Source organism: Mycobacterium heidelbergense, from assembly GCF_050205645.1.
Taxonomy (GTDB): Bacteria; Actinomycetota; Actinomycetes; order Mycobacteriales; family Mycobacteriaceae; genus Mycobacterium; species Mycobacterium heidelbergense_A.
Window position 1 is genome coordinate 42,728 of sequence record NZ_JBNMQT010000011.1, and the last position, 15,926, is coordinate 58,653.

Below are 15,926 nucleotides of genomic sequence, written 5' to 3' on the forward strand. Positions count from 1 at the left end.
TCCCGCATATGTTGGCCAGCTCACAAGGGAAATAAGTATTGACCGCAGCGGGCCGAAATTAAACCCCCGGCCCGCGATTACTGGACCGTCAATCAGGGCTTGATGCGGATCTCGCCGGGCGACCACCATCCCGTGCGGGTCGCGGTGCCCAGGTCGAGCTCCGCGGGATGGGCGTCGGCAATGGTGTCGAACTTGCGCAACGAACCCCAGTCGCGGCCCCAGTCATGGGACAGATAGGTCGACATCACGTGGGCCCGCAACAGCAAGTCGGTGATGCCCAGCAGCCCGCCGTTGGTGCCGTCCTCCCACGTGTCGGTGTCCATCTTCTTGGCCGTGTAGTCCGGGGTGATCCGGAACTTCGGGATTTCGGTGACGCCGTTGACATGCAGCATCGGCTGCTGGCAGGGGAAGGCAAGCCCGACCGCCCAGTCCAGCAGCACGGGCTGCGACGAGCCGACGTACTCCTGCAGCGAGCGCAGCTCGGGCACCCGCGGCGGCGTCACCGCGATCCAGTCCTCCGGCGTCAGCGACAGGTCCTCGGCCACCACCCGGACCGCAACCGCGCCGGCGGGCATCTGTGACCGCGCGAAGCGCAGGTTGCGCCACACCTTCGGCTGTTCGCCGTAGAGGTCGTACGGCACCAGCCTGCCGGCGGGCACGACGTCGCCGCCAGGGCCGGGCATGCCGTATTCCAGCACCACCGTCTGCCCGGTGGTATGACCATGCAGCACACTGTTTCCGGCGATCTTGCCCGCGGCCGTCACCACAACCAGGGGATGCCCGTCGTCCGGCTTGGGCAGCTGGTACCACGCCGACGTCAGCCTGCTCTGCTGTTGCGCACCGGTGGTGTAGCTGCCGGCGAGCGGCACCCGGGCGGGGTCGAGCCCGTAGGGCAGCGGTACCACCGACCCGTTGACGCCCGGCGTGGCCAGCTTCGTCGGCGCGTCCCAGTCGTAGTCCGTGCCGGGCTGGTTGGGCGTCATCCGAATCGCCTCGGCCACAGTGTGTTCCGGCACCCCGTCGGGCGTAAACCCGACCGGGTTGACCCCGCCCAAGGGGCCCAAGGGGCCCCAAGAACCCGAGTTGCCCGGCAGGGGCGCCATGAAGCCGGCGTTGCTGTCCGGCTCGACGAGCACATCGTCGGCCAGGCCGCAGCCGCCGGCGAACTCGCGCAGGTTGTCCCAGGCGTTGGAGTAGGTGGGGTATTGGCGCACGATCCCGGCCACCATCGACGCGACGAACACCAGCGCCATGAAGCCGGCCGCGATCGGGATCGGCGCGGTCGTCAACGCCCGGGCCAGCCGGCCTTCGCCATGGCTCCTGGACGCGAAGTGTAACCAGACCGCGTAGAGCGCGGCGATGGCGAACAGGATGAAAAAGATTGTGCTGATGCTGATTCCAGCGATCTTCGGCATGATGCTGTTGAACGGCACGCCGTAGCTGGAGACGTACCACCAACCGTTGGTGGTGGCGAAGCACAACGCCATCAGGAACAGCACGGCGGCCAGGAACGCCATCCGGTTGCGCGACCAGCGCAACACCGACGGTGACACCAGCACGGTGGCCAGCGCCGCCATCGCCGCGCCCACCGCGGCGAACAGCCCGAAGTGGTGCACCCACTTGGTCGGCGTGAACATCAGGAAGAACATGGTGGCGAAGATGACGCCCATCAGCCGCCACGCCGGTCCGCGGGCGACACCGGGAATCCGCTTGCGCCGCAACATGATGAACACCGCCGTGAACAGGCTCAGCGCGGTGATCAGGAAACCGAAGCGGCGCGACAACGAACCGTCGACGGTCGGCAGGATCAGGTAGTAGTAGCGCAGGTTCTCGGTGTACCAGGCCTGGCTGGGCCCGATCGCGGTGCGAATCCTGGTGGCTTCCAACACCGTTGCGAGGGTCTGGTCGGCGAACACCACGGTGAGGATCACGAACCCGGCTGCCAGCATCGGGGCCACCAGCGGCCAGGTACCGACCACGCGATGGCGGTGGACCAAGATGCGCAGGATCGGGCGGCCACCGGCGACCAGCGCGGCCACCGCGATCAGCCCGGTGGGCTGCACCCCCAGCGTGAACGCGGCGGTCACCACCGCCAGCGCCGCCGGCGTCAACCGCGAGGCGCACATCGACCGCTCGATCAGCACCCAGGTGAGCAGCGAACCGAGCGCGATGATCGGCTCGGGGCGCAGGCCGTTGTTGAACGGCATCCACGCCGTCAGCAGCACCATTCCCGCCGCCCAGTTCGCGGCCGTGCTGGACGTCACCGCCGGCCCCAATCGCGGCAGCACCTCACGCGACAACAGCAGCCAACACGCCAGCCCCGCGAGGAGATCGGGCAACCGCATCCACAGGCTGCCGTCGCTGACGTGGGTCATCAACGCCAGCAGGTTGTAGTACCAGCCGAACGGATCCTCCGGGCTGCCGAACCAACGGAAGTAGTTGGACATATAGCCGGCGTGGTCCGCGACCCGGGCCATGCCCAGGATGTAGCCGTCGTCGGAGGAGTTCGCGCCGATGATGTGCCACAGCAGGAACCCGAATATCACCGCGGCGTCCACGAGCGTGAACTTGCGCCATCGGGTGGGGATCCAGCGCCGCATCCGGCGGCCGTCCAGCTGGTCCAGGCGCCACAGCGCGATCAGCGCGACGATCGTCGACACGATCGCCAGCACCATCGCAAGCAACTTCAGCGTCGTCGGCGTGGTGGAAAAGCGGGTGTCGATCGTCGCCGACAGCCGCAGCCCCGGCGGGGCGGGACCACTCAGATCGGTGAACACCCCGACGATCTGCGGGCGCAGGTTGGGATCGGCGAAACCGCCGCCCGCCGGCTTGCCCGCGGCGTCGGTCAACCCGACGAAGGTTGCGAAGGTGCCGGCGCGTGTGGAGGTGACCTCGATGCGCTGGCATTGCGGCGACGCGGCCTGATCCCGGGACACGCTGGCGATCACCACGTTGCGGTCGGTGACGTCGACGCGCTGGCCGTTGACGACGACGAACAACGCATTGAGCGCTGCGTCCTTGCCCTTCTTGGGAGCGGTGCTCAGCACGACCCCGCCCTCGGGCGGCAGGTCGCGCACCACCGAGCACGGCACGGTTGCCGTCGCATCGACCGGGTTCAGCGAAATCAACGGCGCCGTAACGTTATTCAGCTGGCCGTTTTGCGGCCAGTTCAGCGTCGCGGTGGTCTGCACGACGGGCAGCAGCGGTGTCGCGACCGACAGGATGAACCCGATCAGCCCGGCGATCGTCGCGACCCAGCGCGTCACCCGGACATTGCTGTCAACGGTGGTCGCGCTCATGGGAGGGCCCTAATCGGTCCTTGCCGGCTCCAGCCGTGCACTGTGATCACACCCTGTTCGACGACGGCGTCGGGCGCCTGCTGCGTCGGCACCAGCGGGTAGTACTGCTCGACCGATCCCCAGTCCCGGTACCAGTCGCCGCGCAGGTAGGTCGAGATCGTCGAGGTGCGCAGCATTGCCTGCAGGAACAGGAACGGACCGCCGGCCTCGCTGGACTGCCACAGGTTCGACGACACCGCCGTCTGTTTACGCTCGGGCAGGATGCGGTAGCGCGGAAGTTCCGCAACGCCAAGGTGTTCCGAGAAGGGCCGCTGGCACGGGAAGTTGGCGGCGGTGGCGATGTCCATCAGTACCGGCGCCTGCGATCCGATCAGCTGCTGCAGGGTTTCGAGCACCGGGACCCGCGGCGGCGTGAACGCGAACCACTGCTCGGAACTCAGGTTCGGGTCGTAGGCGACGATGCGCGCGACATTGGCCTCCGGCGGCGCCCACGTCAACGGGAAGCGCAGGTTGCGCCACGCCGGCTGCGGCCCGAAGTCGATCGGATACACCTCACCGAGCGGCTGGGTGGTGCCGTCGGGACGGCTGACGCCCCACTGCAGTTTCAGCGACTGGCCGTAGGTAAAGGTGCCGTCCTCCTTGTACGACCAGATTGCGCCCGCGGCCGAGACCACCACGAGCGGCCGGTCCGCGGTGCGCGGCGGCAGTTGGTACCACGACGACGTGGCGGTGGCGGCGAGCGTGTTCTCGCCGTAGCTGCCCATCACCGGGGTGCGGGCCGGATCCAGGCCGAACGGCAGCGCCGCGTGCGAACCGTTCACCCCGACCGGACCCTTGCCGCCCGCGGTGCCCGCGGAGTCGCTGTAGGCGACGTTGGGCTTGTTGGGCGAGGCGTCGGAGTTGACCACCCCGGGCTTGCTCACCACCGGGTCGGACTGCAGGTCGTCGCCCACGCCCTCGGGCTTGAAGCCGACCGGCTTGGCGCCCCCGAGCGGGCCGTCGGGGCCGAAGCTCTGTCCCGGAACAGGTTGCAGCAGACCGGCATTGGGATCGGGCTCGGCCAGCACGTCGTCGGCCATGGCGCAACTGGTCGGCGAGAGGCCCGAGGTGATCGCGGCCAGGTTGGCCTTGCCGGTGGTGTAGAGGGGGTAGCGGATCGCCGCGCCCTTGGCCAGCGAGGCGACCTCGCCGACGACCATGATCGTCGCGACCACCAGCAGCGGGGTGGAGGCCAGCACGCGGTTGCGCCGGTTGTCCTTGACCTCGGTGTGCCCGGCGTAGTCCATGCGGAAGTGATACCAAGCGGCCAGCAAGCCGGTCAGGATCGACAAGGTCAAAAACATCGACGTCACCGGGTGGCTCGCGATGACCGGCTGGATGTCGTACCACGGCACCCCGTAGTTGCCGACGTAGAACCAGCCGTTGATGCCCGACGTCGCCCACGCCAGCACGAACAGCAGCGCGGTGACGTAGAGCGTCAGGTTCCGCCGGCTGTGCAGGCCGATCCGCATGAAAGTGAACGCGGCGAGCGCGCCGAGCGCGCCGGCCAGTCCGGCGAACGCACCGAACTGCACGGCCCACTTCGTCGGCGTGAAATGCAGCAGCAGCAGGCCGACCGCGGTGGTTCCGATCAGTCGCCACGCCGGGCCGCTGGCCAGACCCGGCACCCCGCCGCGCCGCAGCAGCACCACCAGCCCGCCGAACAGGCAGAGCAGCATCACCAGCACGGCGAATCGCCGCGACATCGACCCGTCGGGATTGGATTCCACGGTCAGGAAGTAGTAGCGCAGGAAGTCCTGATACCACGCGATCGTCGGACCGACCTTGTATTTGATGCGTGCCGATTCGGCCACCGTGGCCAGCGTTTGGCTGCGGAACACCACCAGGGTGATCAGCGACAGCGAGGCGCCGAGCACCAGCAGCGGCGCCAGCAGGCCGTCGGTCGCCCGGCGCCGACGGATCGTGCGGGCGATGGCCCGGGCGCCGGTGAGCAACGCGGCGACGGCGATCAGGCCCTGCGGCGCCAGCGTCACGGTCAGCATTGCGACGATGATCGCGACCGCGGCGGGGGCCAGCCGCCCCAGCGCGATGGCGCGCTCCACCAGCATCCAGGTGATCAGCACGCCGAGCGCGATCAGCGGCTCGGGCCGCAGGCCGTTGTTGAACGGCAGCCACGCGGCCAGAAACACCACGCCCGCGGTCAACACCGCCACCCGGTTGGCGGCCAGGCCGCCCCGCGCGGGGCCCAGCCGTCGCAGCACCCAGTGACCGATGATCAGCCAGCAGACGATCCCGGCCAGCAGGGCCGGCAGCCGCATCCACACGCCGGCGGTGCTGACCGACGCCAGTTTGGACAGCACCGCGAGATACCAGTCGAACGGCGCGTCCGTGGTGCCGAAGTACCGGTAGTAGTTGGCGACGTAGCCGGCCTTCGGCGCGACGCGGGCGATGGTCAGGTTGTAGCCGTCGTCGGACGAGGTGGCGCCGATGACATGCCAGAGCAGCAGGGTCCCGATGACCCCGGCGTCAGCCAGCCACGTCGCGGCGCCCACCCGCCACCACGTCGCCCACTGCGCGCGCGGCCGGTACCGCGACAGCCACGCGATCGGCGAGCGCCAGTTGATCAGTGTGTCGTCGCGGCTGCGCCGGTCCAGGATCGCCATCGCCAGGATGGCGACGAGCACCGCCAGCGCGCCCACGACCATCGCCACCGTCTTGATAAGCGTGGGCGCCGTGATGAAGCGGGTGTCGACGTCGATGCGGGCCGACAGCCCGGGCTGTGCGGGCACTTTCATGTCGGTGAAGATCCCGCCGACCTGCGGCTTCTTTTCCGACGGCAGCAGTCCCGAGGCGCCGGGGATGCCGACGAAATCCGCGCCGGCAACCCCGGCGTCGGCCCAGATGTGCAGCACGCTGCAGGCGCCCGCGGCGATCGCCGAGCGCTGTGCGACCGCGGCCACTGTGTCCCGGAACGCAACGACGACGGTGTCCTTGTTGGCCCGCACGAAGAGCCCGTTCTTGCCGGCGTCCACCCCGCCGGCCGGCAGGGTCGACAGCACCAGGCCGCCGTCGGCGGGCAACGTGGCGATCGCCGGGCAGGGGATGGAGATGTCGAGAGCCCGCGGCGCGCCGGACACCAGCGGCGCGGTGATCTGCGTGACGTGACCGTCCGCGCTGCCCTGCGGCCACAGGACGGTCGCCGTCGTCTGCTTGACCGGCAGCAACGGAACGACGACGCACAACAGTAGACCCACGAGGCCCGCGACGGCGGCGATCAACCGCGGGGTCCGCTGCGATCGCTGACTACCGTCGTGGGGCACGAGGCTCGATCGTAGGGGACGGCGCTATGGACCCCGGCGACGGACGCGGGGATGACGGCTTGTAAATAGCGCTACGCCGGCGCCCCGAGTCGAGCGGCCAGCGTGGCGCGGCCGGGGCCGTCGAGGTCTGCCAGCGCCGCGCGGCGGCCGGACATCGCCATCAGCAAGGCTTCGCCGGTGCCGGTCACCTCGGGGCCGCGGCCATGCGCCCAGTCGACGTCGGTGGCGCGGAGTCGCAATCCCCGGATCCGGCGTCCGGCGCCCAGTCTGGGATTGCCGGGCACCAGGCCGAGAACCCTCTCGAGCCGATCCACCGGGATGGTGCGCGGCCGCCCCAGCGAGCGCCGGATGTCTTGGTGATGGATCGTGCCGTCGACGAGAGCGATCATGCCGCCGAAACCTGCTGTCAATCCACGTGGTTCGAGGTGAGCGCGCAGAAACTCCAGCAGTTGTTGCGGGCTCAGCGCCGTGAATTCGTCGACACCCACCTGGTTGGCCCGCACGATCCAGCCCTTCGCGAAGCGCTTCAGCAGGCCGAGGGTGCCGAGCTCTTCGTAGCTGATCACATGCGCGACAACGTCTTTGACGGTCCACTTGGAACACAGGGTGGGGGCCTCCCAGTCCGCCGGGGTCAGGGTGGCCAGGAAGTCCGCGAGATCGGCCCGTTCGGCGCGGGCCATGCTCATCAGGGACTGGGCCCCAGTCATCGCCGCACCCCGGCGGCGAAGAGGCCGACGTAGCGAGCCAGATAGAGCGGCCAGCCCGCGTCGCCGTCGACTCCCTCGGCGAGCGACTGCCAGCCCGCACCGTGCCGGTCCAGGTGGCGGTGCTCGAGGTCGACGCGGGTGCGCTGGTCGGACTCCGCGGTGAAGTGCACCTCGACCTCACTGGTGTTCGAGTGATCCGGTTCGAGCTGCCAGGTCGGGCCGATGTCCCAGCTGAACACCAGGCGGCTGGGAGGCTCGTAGACCAGTACGCGCGCCCATTGGCACACGCTGCCGTCGACCCCGCGGTCATAGATGTGCCCGCCGGCGTGGGGCTCGAATACCGTCTCGGCGATCGGGACGGCCAGCAGGTTGTGCTCGCGCGGCTTGAAGTCGCCGAACCGCTCGGTGAAGACGGCGAACGCGCGCTCGATCCCGGCGTTGACGACGACGTGGTGCCGGATGCTCGGGGTTCGGGTCATGAAGCATCTCCTTCGATCTCAACGGCCTTCGCGTAGTTGGCCAGCGCCCGCGTCCAGAACCGGTCCAGGTCGGCGCGCAACGCCTCGAGGCCGGTCGGGTCGAGCTGATAGACGCGCCGGGTTCCCGCCGCGCGGTCACGCACCAGCCCGGCGCATTTGAGCACTTTGAGGTGCTGCGAAACGGCCGGCCGGCTGACCGGTAGGTCGCGCGCCAGTTCGCCGACCGCCGCGGGGCCATGCGCTAGGCGCTCGACAATCGCCCGTCGCGTTCGATCCGCCAGCGCCAGCCAGGCATCGCCACCGGCTTGGTAAGTGACCACGAACCGTAAGTCTAGGCTTACCGATGGTCCGGCTTCAATACCTGATTTGGGATCGGTAGCAACCTTGACCGGATGCACTCGCGGCATGAACATTTCTCACAACATGAACCGGATGCTCGCGGGGGCGTTGCTCTCGGGCGGCTTCGCCGTCGTCGGGTTGGGCCTGACGGCGGGAACCGGCCACGCCCAGCCCGCCCCGATGGTGTGCCAGGACGGCGGCACGGTACCTAGCCCGACGAACAGCTGCACCTACCAATGGTGCCCGGGTTCGCCGGTGATGAAGAACATGCCGGACTGGGACAGAAACGCCTGTCACCCTTGGTATTTCGATCAGAACAGCCCGGTGACCAATTCGACGATCATCGAAGGGTTTCCGCCGCCGCGGCCGCCGTCGCCGCCGTGCATACCGTTCATCAACTGCCTGCCCGGGCTGTAATGCGCGCTAACCCCTGCGCAGCGGCGCCGGGCTCCACAGGCCGCCGCGCGTCGCCGTGCCCAACTGCAGGCGGGCGGCCTGGGCGTTGGGGTAATAGGGCGTCAGCCGCTGCAAACTGCCCCAGTCCCTGGACCAGTCGTCCTTCAGGTAACTGGCCACCGTGGTCGCCTTGACCAACAGCTCGGTGACGCCCAGCGGGCCGCCCCCGTTGTTGTCCATGACCGGTGAGTTCGCCTCGGCGCCGAACCGGTCCGGCAGGATCCGCCATTTCGGCGTTTCGTCGACACCGTTTTGATGGCCGAACGGCCGCTGGCACGGAAACGCGAGACCGACCAGCCAGTCCAGGAACACCGGGTCGTGCGAGCCCACCACTTCCTGCAGCGTGCGCAGCTGCGGAATCCGCGGCGGCGTGACCGCGATCCAGTGCTGCGGCGCGAGATCCTCGTCGTCGGCGACCAGGCGAATCTGGGTGGCATTGCGCGGAATCCACGACATCGGCAGCCGCAAGTTACGCCACGCTGGCGACGCGCCGACGTCGGAGAACTGGAACGATCCGCCGGGGTGTCCGCTCGCCGCCCCGTCGTCGGTGGCCCACTGCAACTGCACCTCGCGCGGGTCGAACCGGCCCGCCGCCGACACCACCAGCAGCGGTCCCGCCTGGTCGCGCGCGGGAAGTCGGTACCACGCCGACCGCAGCCGGGCGGGCACCTGGATGCCGGACTTCCAGCTGCCCAACACCGGCGTGCGCGCGGGATCCAAGTTGTAGGGCAGCTGGGCGCGGGAGCCGTTGATTCCCGGTGCGGCGCTGGTGCCGCCCTCGGTGCCGGCCTGGTTGGTGGTGCCCTTCTCTTCGTCGGTGACGAAACTGCGGTCGCCGGGGCGTTCCATCACCGGGTCGGCGCGGACGTCGGCGGGAATGCCGTTGGGCGTGAACGCTTCCGACAGTCCGGCCCCCAGGGCGTCGGCGACCGGGCCCGTCACCGGTGCCAGCATGCCGGCGTTGGGGTCCTCCTCGACCAGTACGTCCTCGGCCAGGCCGCAGGACTTGCCGGTCAGTGCCTCGAGATTGGACCGCCCCACCGACCATGCCGGATACTGGGCGGTCATCGCCAGGGTCAACGATGCCACCTCGAAAACCACCAGCACCCACGCGGCAATTGCCAAGGGGGACTGAATGATTGCGGCCACTCGATTACTGGGGGGCGCTTGGGTCCGCAAGGAGTCCGGCGCGACGAAGTGGAACCACGCGGCCAGCAGCAGCACCAGCACGGTCAGCCCGAGCAGCGTGGTGGCGAAGGCGTAATGCCATTGCGGGAACGAATTCGACCATGGCACACCGAAATTGGAGACATACCACCAGCCGTTGACGCTGGCGAACGACAACGCCACCAAGAACAGCACCACGGAGGCGAACACGGTTCGGTTGCGGCGCGAACGCATCGCGACGGACGTCACCGCCACCGCGGCCAGCGCCCCCAGGGATCCGGCCAGCCCGGCGAACACCCCGAAGTGGTGCGTCCACTTGGTGGGAGTGAACATGATCGCCACGAACGAGATGATGGTGATGCCGACGATGCGCCGGCTCGGTCCGGCGGCCGTGCCCGGAATTCGCCCCTTGCGCAACGACATTGCCACCGTGATGCCGAGCGCGAGAACCAGCGCCAGTACGGCGAAGCGGCGCGCGACCGACCCGTCGGGACTGGCCATGAACAGGCGCTCGTAGCGGATGTGCTCGTCGAACCAGCTGAGGCTGGGCCCCAGGGCGCGCTTGAGGGCGGTGGCCTGCATCTCGCCGGCCAGGGTCTGATCGCGGAAGATCAGGATCACGGTGACGGTGACCGCGGCGGCGATCGGCGCCAGCAGTGGCAGCGCGCCGAAACGCTTGGACCGGCGATGCACGATGGTTCGCAACGGCCCGATCGCGACCAGCAGGGCGCCGATGGACGCGATGCCGGTGGGCCCGGAGAAGAGCGTCAAGGCGCCGATGATGCAGGCGATCGCCACGGGCAGCAGCCGGTTGGTGGCCACCGCGCGCTCCACCGAACACCAGGTGAGCAGGATGCCCAGGGCGATGATCGGCTCGGGGCGCAGCCCGTTGTCGAGCGGCAGCCACGTCGCCAGGAACATGCCCGCCGCGGTCCACGCCGCGGCCCTGCTGCGCTTGACGGCATGGCCCAGCCGGGGGATGACCTCGCGGCTGATCACCCACCAGCACGTCAGCGCCATGACCAGGGTGGGCAGGCGCATCCACACGCTGGTGGTGCTGACGTGCGCCCACACCGCGAGCAGGTCGTAATACCAGCCGAACGGCGCCTCCGGCGTGCCCAGCCATCGGTAGTAGTTCGCCATGTAGCCGGCATGCTCGGACACCCGGGCCATCGTCAGGATGTAGCCGTCGTCCGACGTGTTGGCGCCGACGAAGTGCCACCACACCAGCACCGCGATGACCAGGGCGTCCAGGCCGCCGATCGACCACCACCGCGGCGGTAGGAAGCGCCGGTGCCGGGTGCCGTCGGCGCTGTCGAGGACGTAGAGCGCGATCAGCGCCGCGGCCGTCAACACCACCCCGAGGATCATCGCGGCTAGTTTCAGCGGGGTGGGGCTGCTGCTGTAGCGGGTGTCGACGGTCGCCGAGAAGCTCAGTCCCGGCGGCGTCGGCCCGGCCAGGTCGGTGAACACCCCGACGATCTGCGGCCGGAAGTCATACCCGCTCTTCTCGCCGCGCAGCGGTGAGCCTGGATGCTCGGTGTTGGGCCCCTGCGTCAGCCCGACGAATTCCGCCGTGACCCGCTCCGCGTGCGCGGTGAAGGTCAGCCGCTGGCAGGCGGGGCTGAACACCTGGCTCAACGGGGCCGTGACGACCGGGACATTGCGGACCACGAGCACCAGCTCGTCGTTGGCGCGCTGGATGAGCAGCCCGCGGTCGACGGCCTTCGGGGCCTGCTTGGGCACCGTCGACAACAGCACCGTCTTGCCGGCGTTCTGCGGTCCGGTCAATCCGGCGGCGGCCGCGCACGGCACGCTGACGTTCAGTTCGGTGGCCACATAGCCGATCAACGGCGCTTCGACGCTCTCGAACGTGCCGTTCTGCGGCCAGTTGAGCTGGGCGGTGGTCTGGTTGACCGGCAGGACCGGGGTGGCGATTGCCAGCACCGCCCCCAGCAGACCGGCGACGACGGCAACGATGCGAGCGATCCGGTGGTTTGCTCCCGTGTCGCTCACGGAGGTAGATGGTAGTTCTTCGGCCAAGTCGGGCGAGGTCTCGGTAGCCATCAGCCGCTCGTCACCGGTTGGGCCCCCGGCCTGCGGATGGCCAGCACAAACGGGCCGATGGTTTGGACGACGAAGCGCGGGTCGTCGAACAGGGCGGCGCGCAGATCGACGGTGTAGCGGCGCACGTTGGGCTGGTTGGGGTAGACGTCCTCGGCCAGGCGCAGCGTGTAGTTGCCGTTGGCGCCGCGGCGCATCAGGAAGACCGTCGGTGCCGGCCAGGGCGAGGTGTCCAGGGCGTGGATCAGGTCGTCGGCGGTCTTGAGCTTGGACCACTTCTCGATCTGGGCGGCCCGCAGGTCGAACTGCGCCAGCGGGTTGGCGTAGTGCGACGTCAATCCTTGGAAGCCCCAGTAGGGGTAGTAGGACAGGAAGCTGTAGTCGGCGGTCATCAGCACGGTCTGGTCGCGCGGCTTGCCGGTGACGCGCAGGATCGCGGCGTCGATGTCGGCGTAGAACTTCTCCGAGCTGGGCGGGCGGCGGTCGCCGCGCTGGCCGTGGCCGTCGGTGTCGGTGTAAGCGATGGTCAGATCCGGCCGCAGCACATCGGGAATGTCCTGGCTGAACGCGATCGCCGCGGCCAGCCCGATCGCCGCTGCGACCGGGACGGCGGCGCGGCTTCGCCCGGCCAGCGACCGGGTGGCTTCCACGAAGCCGAACACGCCCGCGGCGACCAGCAGCACAGTCAACGTGGGCTGCAACCGGAACGACAGCAGCGTGGTGCGCGCCAGCGTGGTCAGCATCGACAGCAGCGACCACAGGTAGACGGCCACCACGCCGATCGTCAGGGCGGCGGCCCGCACCGACGTGCGGGCACGCACCACCAGCCACAGCGTGCCCAGCAGGCAGATGGCGCCCAGTAGCGAGAACTGCAGCATCGGGAAGGTCAGCTCGGCGCCGTCCGCGGGCAGGTAGTGAAAGGCGCTGCCGCTGTTGCTCATTGGGCTGGTGGCCGCGCGCAACAGGAACGGCAGCCAGGTGGTGCTGGCGATGGCCGCCGCAATCACGGCGATGACGGCCACCCGGCGCAGCGGGTCGAGCGCGGCCCTGACGCCGTGTTGCCGCCACCGCGCGGCGGCCAGCACCAGGGCCATCAGCGCCATCGTGAAGGCGCCGAAGCCGAACAGCAGCGAGTACCACGTGGCCGTCCAGCCCAGGAAGATCCCGGCGCCGATCACGGCGGCCCAGCCTTGGGTCCCCGGCTCGAGCGTGACGCTGCCGTCACGCTCGGCCTCCAACGTGACTGTGGCGTCACGCTCGCGCTCACCGGCACGCAGGCCCGACCACGTCAGCACCAGCACCGGCGGCAGCAGCACGGTGATCATCGCGGCATAGGGCTCCGGTGAGCTGTACGCCAGCGTCACCGCGGCGGTCGCGGTGGTGACGATCAACGCGTACTCGAAGCGGATCATTCGCCACCACAGCACCAACGCGACCGCGACCGCGATGGTGATCGAGGTGATGGCCCACGGCTTGTAGATCTCCCAGGCCGGCACGCCGGTCAGCGCCGCGACGCGCCCACCAATCCAGAACCAGCCCGGCGGATAGAACGTCGGCAGCCCGACGTAGGTCATGTCGTGCAGGGCGGGGCTGTCGGCGAGCCGGGTCAGGTATTCCGTGCGGAACTGCTGGTCGACGGAGATGCCGAACAGGTACAGCTTGGTGGCGCCCAGCGGCATGCCCAGGGTGACGACGGAGAACGCGGAGACGAACACCACCCCGCCCAGCTGGGCCAGCAGCCGAGGGTAGCGACCGCCGCGTCGCCACAGCCAGCCCACGCCGATCAGCCCGGCCAGGCAGCCCACCTGCCCGACGGTGGTCAGCGCGTGCAGCTGGTTCGACGACGGAAAGGCCGGCCACTGGACCCCGGCGATGGCGATCAGCGACACCACCGAGACGATCGCGGCCACCACCGCGGCCAAGACCAGCTGGCCGAGGCTGGCCAGTGCGTTACGCATGGTCAGATTGGCAGCTTGCGGAAGACGCTCCGCGGGATGTGTCGCAACACCATCATCACATAACGGAATGCTGCTGGTGCCCAAACCAATTCCTTACCTTTGGCGGCCGAGGTCACCGCGAGGTTGGCGACATACTCCTTGTCGACGGTCAACGGGGCTTCCTTGATGTGTGCGCTCATCCGAGTCCGCACCTGGCCGGGACGGATCACCAGGACGCGAACGCCGTACTCGCGCAACGCTTCTGACAAGCCCAAGTAGAAGCCGTCCAGGCCCGCCTTGGTGGAGCCGTAGACGAAGTTGGAGCGTCGCACCCGTTCCCCGGCCACGGTGCTCATCGCGATGATCTGGCCGAAGCCCTGCGCGCGCATCTTCTCGGCCAGCAGGACGCCCACTGAAACCGCTGCCGTGTAGTTGATTTCGGCGATCTGCACCGCCTTGCGCTGGCTCTGCCACAGTTCTTCGGCGTCGCCGAGCAAGCCGAACGCGACGATGGCCACGTCCACATCGCCGCCCGAGAAGGCCTGCTCGATCATCTTGGGGTGGCTTTCGGTGTCGGTGGCCTCGAAGTCGATCAGCTCCACCGACCGCGCACCCGCGGCCTTCATCTGGGCCACCGCGTCGTCGCGGCCCGGGTCGTCGGGCATGGCGGCCAGCAGTATGCGCGCGTGCGCGTTCTGCAGGTAGCGCTCGCAGATGGCCAGCCCGATCTCGGACGTGCCGCCCAGCAGCAGGATGGTCTGCGGATTGCCTACCGCGTCGAGCACCATTTAGAGCAGCTCCAGTCGTCGGGCCATGTCGGAGGCGAAGACCCCTAGCGGATCGACCTTGCGGCGCACGGCGATCCACTCGTCGATGCGCGGATACATGGCGTGAAAGGTTTCCGCGGTGGCGCGGGAGTCCTTGGCGGTGTAGACCCGCCCGCCGAACTCCAGCACCCGGCGGTCGAGTTCGTTGAGGAACTCGTTGAGGCCGGGCTTCATCGGGAAGTCCAGACACACATTCCAGCCGGGGATCGGAAAGCTAAGCGGGGCTTGGTTTCCGGCCCCGAACAGTTTGAAGACGTTGAGCGCCGAGTAGTGACCGCTGGCTTGAATGTCTCGGATGATCTGTTTGAACTCTTCGACCGCCGATGGCGGCACCAGGAATTGATATTGCGCGAAACCGGCTGAGCCGTAGCCACGGTTCCATTCACCCAGCAGATCCAATGGGTGATAGAACTGCGTAAGGTTCTGGATCTTGCCGCGGTAGTGGCCACCTCGCCGGTAATACAACTCGCCGATGGTGCTCAGCGTGAGCTTGTTCATCAACCCGTTGGGAAAGACGTCGGGCACCGTCATCAGTTGTGGCGCATCGAACTTAAGGGGATTCTTGGCCAGCTTCTTGGGAAGCTCGTCGCGCAGTGCCAGACGCCCGCGAGTGATCGCCGCACGTCCCAACTTCGGCGGGGGGCTGATGGCGTCGAACCAGGCGCTGGAGTAGGTGTAGTTGGCTTCGCTGCCATCGCTGTGAAAGTCGACGGTCTCGTCCAGCGACGCCGTGTTGTCGCCGTCGTTGATGAAGTAGGCCGTCTCCGTCGGTGTCATCTCGATGGTGACCCGCAGGATGATTCCGGTCAGGCCATTGCCCCCGACCGTCGCCCAGAACACTTCGGAATCCTCACCGGTCGGTGTGAGGTGACGGATCTCGCCATCGGCGGTCAACAGCTCCATGCTGCGCACGTGGTTGCCGAAGCTGCCGGCGCTGTGATGGTTCTTGCCGTGGATGTCGCAGGCGATCGCCCCGCCGATGGTGACCTGCCGGGTGCCCGGCAGCACCGGAACCCACAGTCCGAACGGCAGCGCCGCCTTCATCAGCTGGTCCAGGTTGACGCCGGCGTCGGCGTCGACCAGCCGGGTGTCGGCGCTGATCGAGTGGATGCGGTTGAGCGGCGTCATGTCGATCACCAGCCCGCCACCGTTTTGCGCGTTGTCGCCGTAGGAACGGCCCAGGCCGCGGGCGATCACGCCGCGGTCGCCCGCGTTGGCCACGGCCTTGGCGATCTCCTCCGCATCCCGGGTGGAAAGCACCGTCGCGACGGAGGGAGCGGTGCGACCCCAGCCCGTCAGGCGTTTGGTGGTGAACATCGTCAAAGAGGGTA

Annotated in this window: 10 protein-coding genes; 1 reads left to right on the plus strand and 9 read right to left on the minus strand. The window is 68.5% G+C overall.

Annotated elements, in window-relative coordinates:
* Positions 1-92 precede the first annotated feature (92 nt).
* The 5 genes from embB to ACQI5H_RS14480 form a co-directional block, all read right to left on the minus strand.
* On the minus strand, positions 93-3,299 hold the full coding sequence (gene embB, locus ACQI5H_RS14460) for an arabinosyltransferase EmbB (protein WP_427080049.1): 3,207 nt from the start codon (positions 3,297-3,299) through the stop codon (positions 93-95).
* Complete coding sequence (locus ACQI5H_RS14465; protein WP_427080050.1) at positions 3,296-6,619, minus strand: arabinosyltransferase domain-containing protein; 3,324 nt, start codon at positions 6,617-6,619, stop codon at positions 3,296-3,298. Before ACQI5H_RS14465 ends, embB begins: the two co-directional genes overlap by 4 nt.
* 71 nt (positions 6,620-6,690) lie before the next feature.
* A complete protein-coding gene (locus tag ACQI5H_RS14470; protein ID WP_427080051.1) occupies positions 6,691-7,326 on the minus strand; it encodes a maleylpyruvate isomerase family mycothiol-dependent enzyme in 636 nt (211 codons plus the stop codon).
* Positions 7,323-7,805 carry an SRPBCC family protein gene (locus ACQI5H_RS14475; RefSeq protein WP_427080052.1) on the minus strand — a complete coding sequence of 161 codons (483 nt, stop codon included), beginning with the start codon at positions 7,803-7,805 and terminating at the stop codon, positions 7,323-7,325. The genes ACQI5H_RS14470 and ACQI5H_RS14475 overlap by 4 nt, the downstream gene beginning before the upstream one ends.
* Positions 7,802-8,125 carry an ArsR/SmtB family transcription factor gene (locus ACQI5H_RS14480; RefSeq protein WP_427080053.1) on the minus strand — a complete coding sequence of 108 codons (324 nt, stop codon included), beginning with the start codon at positions 8,123-8,125 and terminating at the stop codon, positions 7,802-7,804. The genes ACQI5H_RS14475 and ACQI5H_RS14480 overlap by 4 nt, the downstream gene beginning before the upstream one ends.
* A gap of 85 nt (positions 8,126-8,210) precedes the next feature.
* On the opposite strand from ACQI5H_RS14480, the gene ACQI5H_RS14485 reads away from it, so the two are divergent.
* Positions 8,211-8,561 (plus strand): hypothetical protein, encoded by a 351-nt coding sequence (locus tag ACQI5H_RS14485; RefSeq protein ID WP_076114929.1) that lies wholly within the window; start codon positions 8,211-8,213, stop codon positions 8,559-8,561.
* Positions 8,562-8,567: 6 nt separating this feature from the next.
* Here the strand turns inward: ACQI5H_RS14485 and ACQI5H_RS14490 are convergent, their stop codons facing one another.
* The 4 genes from ACQI5H_RS14490 to ACQI5H_RS14505 are packed head-to-tail and all read right to left on the minus strand — an operon-like array spanning position 8,568 to position 15,912.
* Positions 8,568-11,834, minus strand: coding sequence for an arabinosyltransferase domain-containing protein (locus ACQI5H_RS14490; RefSeq protein WP_427080054.1), 3,267 nt, complete (start codon positions 11,832-11,834; stop codon positions 8,568-8,570).
* The gene (locus tag ACQI5H_RS14495) at positions 11,834-13,789 is read right to left on the minus strand and encodes a galactan 5-O-arabinofuranosyltransferase (protein ID WP_427080055.1); all 1,956 of its coding nucleotides are present in this window, start codon (positions 13,787-13,789) and stop codon (positions 11,834-11,836) included. Before ACQI5H_RS14495 ends, ACQI5H_RS14490 begins: the two co-directional genes overlap by 1 nt.
* Before the next feature lie 2 nt (positions 13,790-13,791).
* Positions 13,792-14,556: a decaprenylphospho-beta-D-erythro-pentofuranosid-2-ulose 2-reductase gene (locus ACQI5H_RS14500; protein ID WP_427080056.1), complete on the minus strand. Its 765-nt coding sequence runs from the start codon at positions 14,554-14,556 to the stop codon at positions 13,792-13,794.
* Positions 14,557-15,912, minus strand: coding sequence for an FAD-binding protein (locus tag ACQI5H_RS14505; protein WP_427080057.1), 1,356 nt, complete (start codon positions 15,910-15,912; stop codon positions 14,557-14,559). It abuts the gene before it with no gap.
* Positions 15,913-15,926 lie beyond the last annotated feature (14 nt).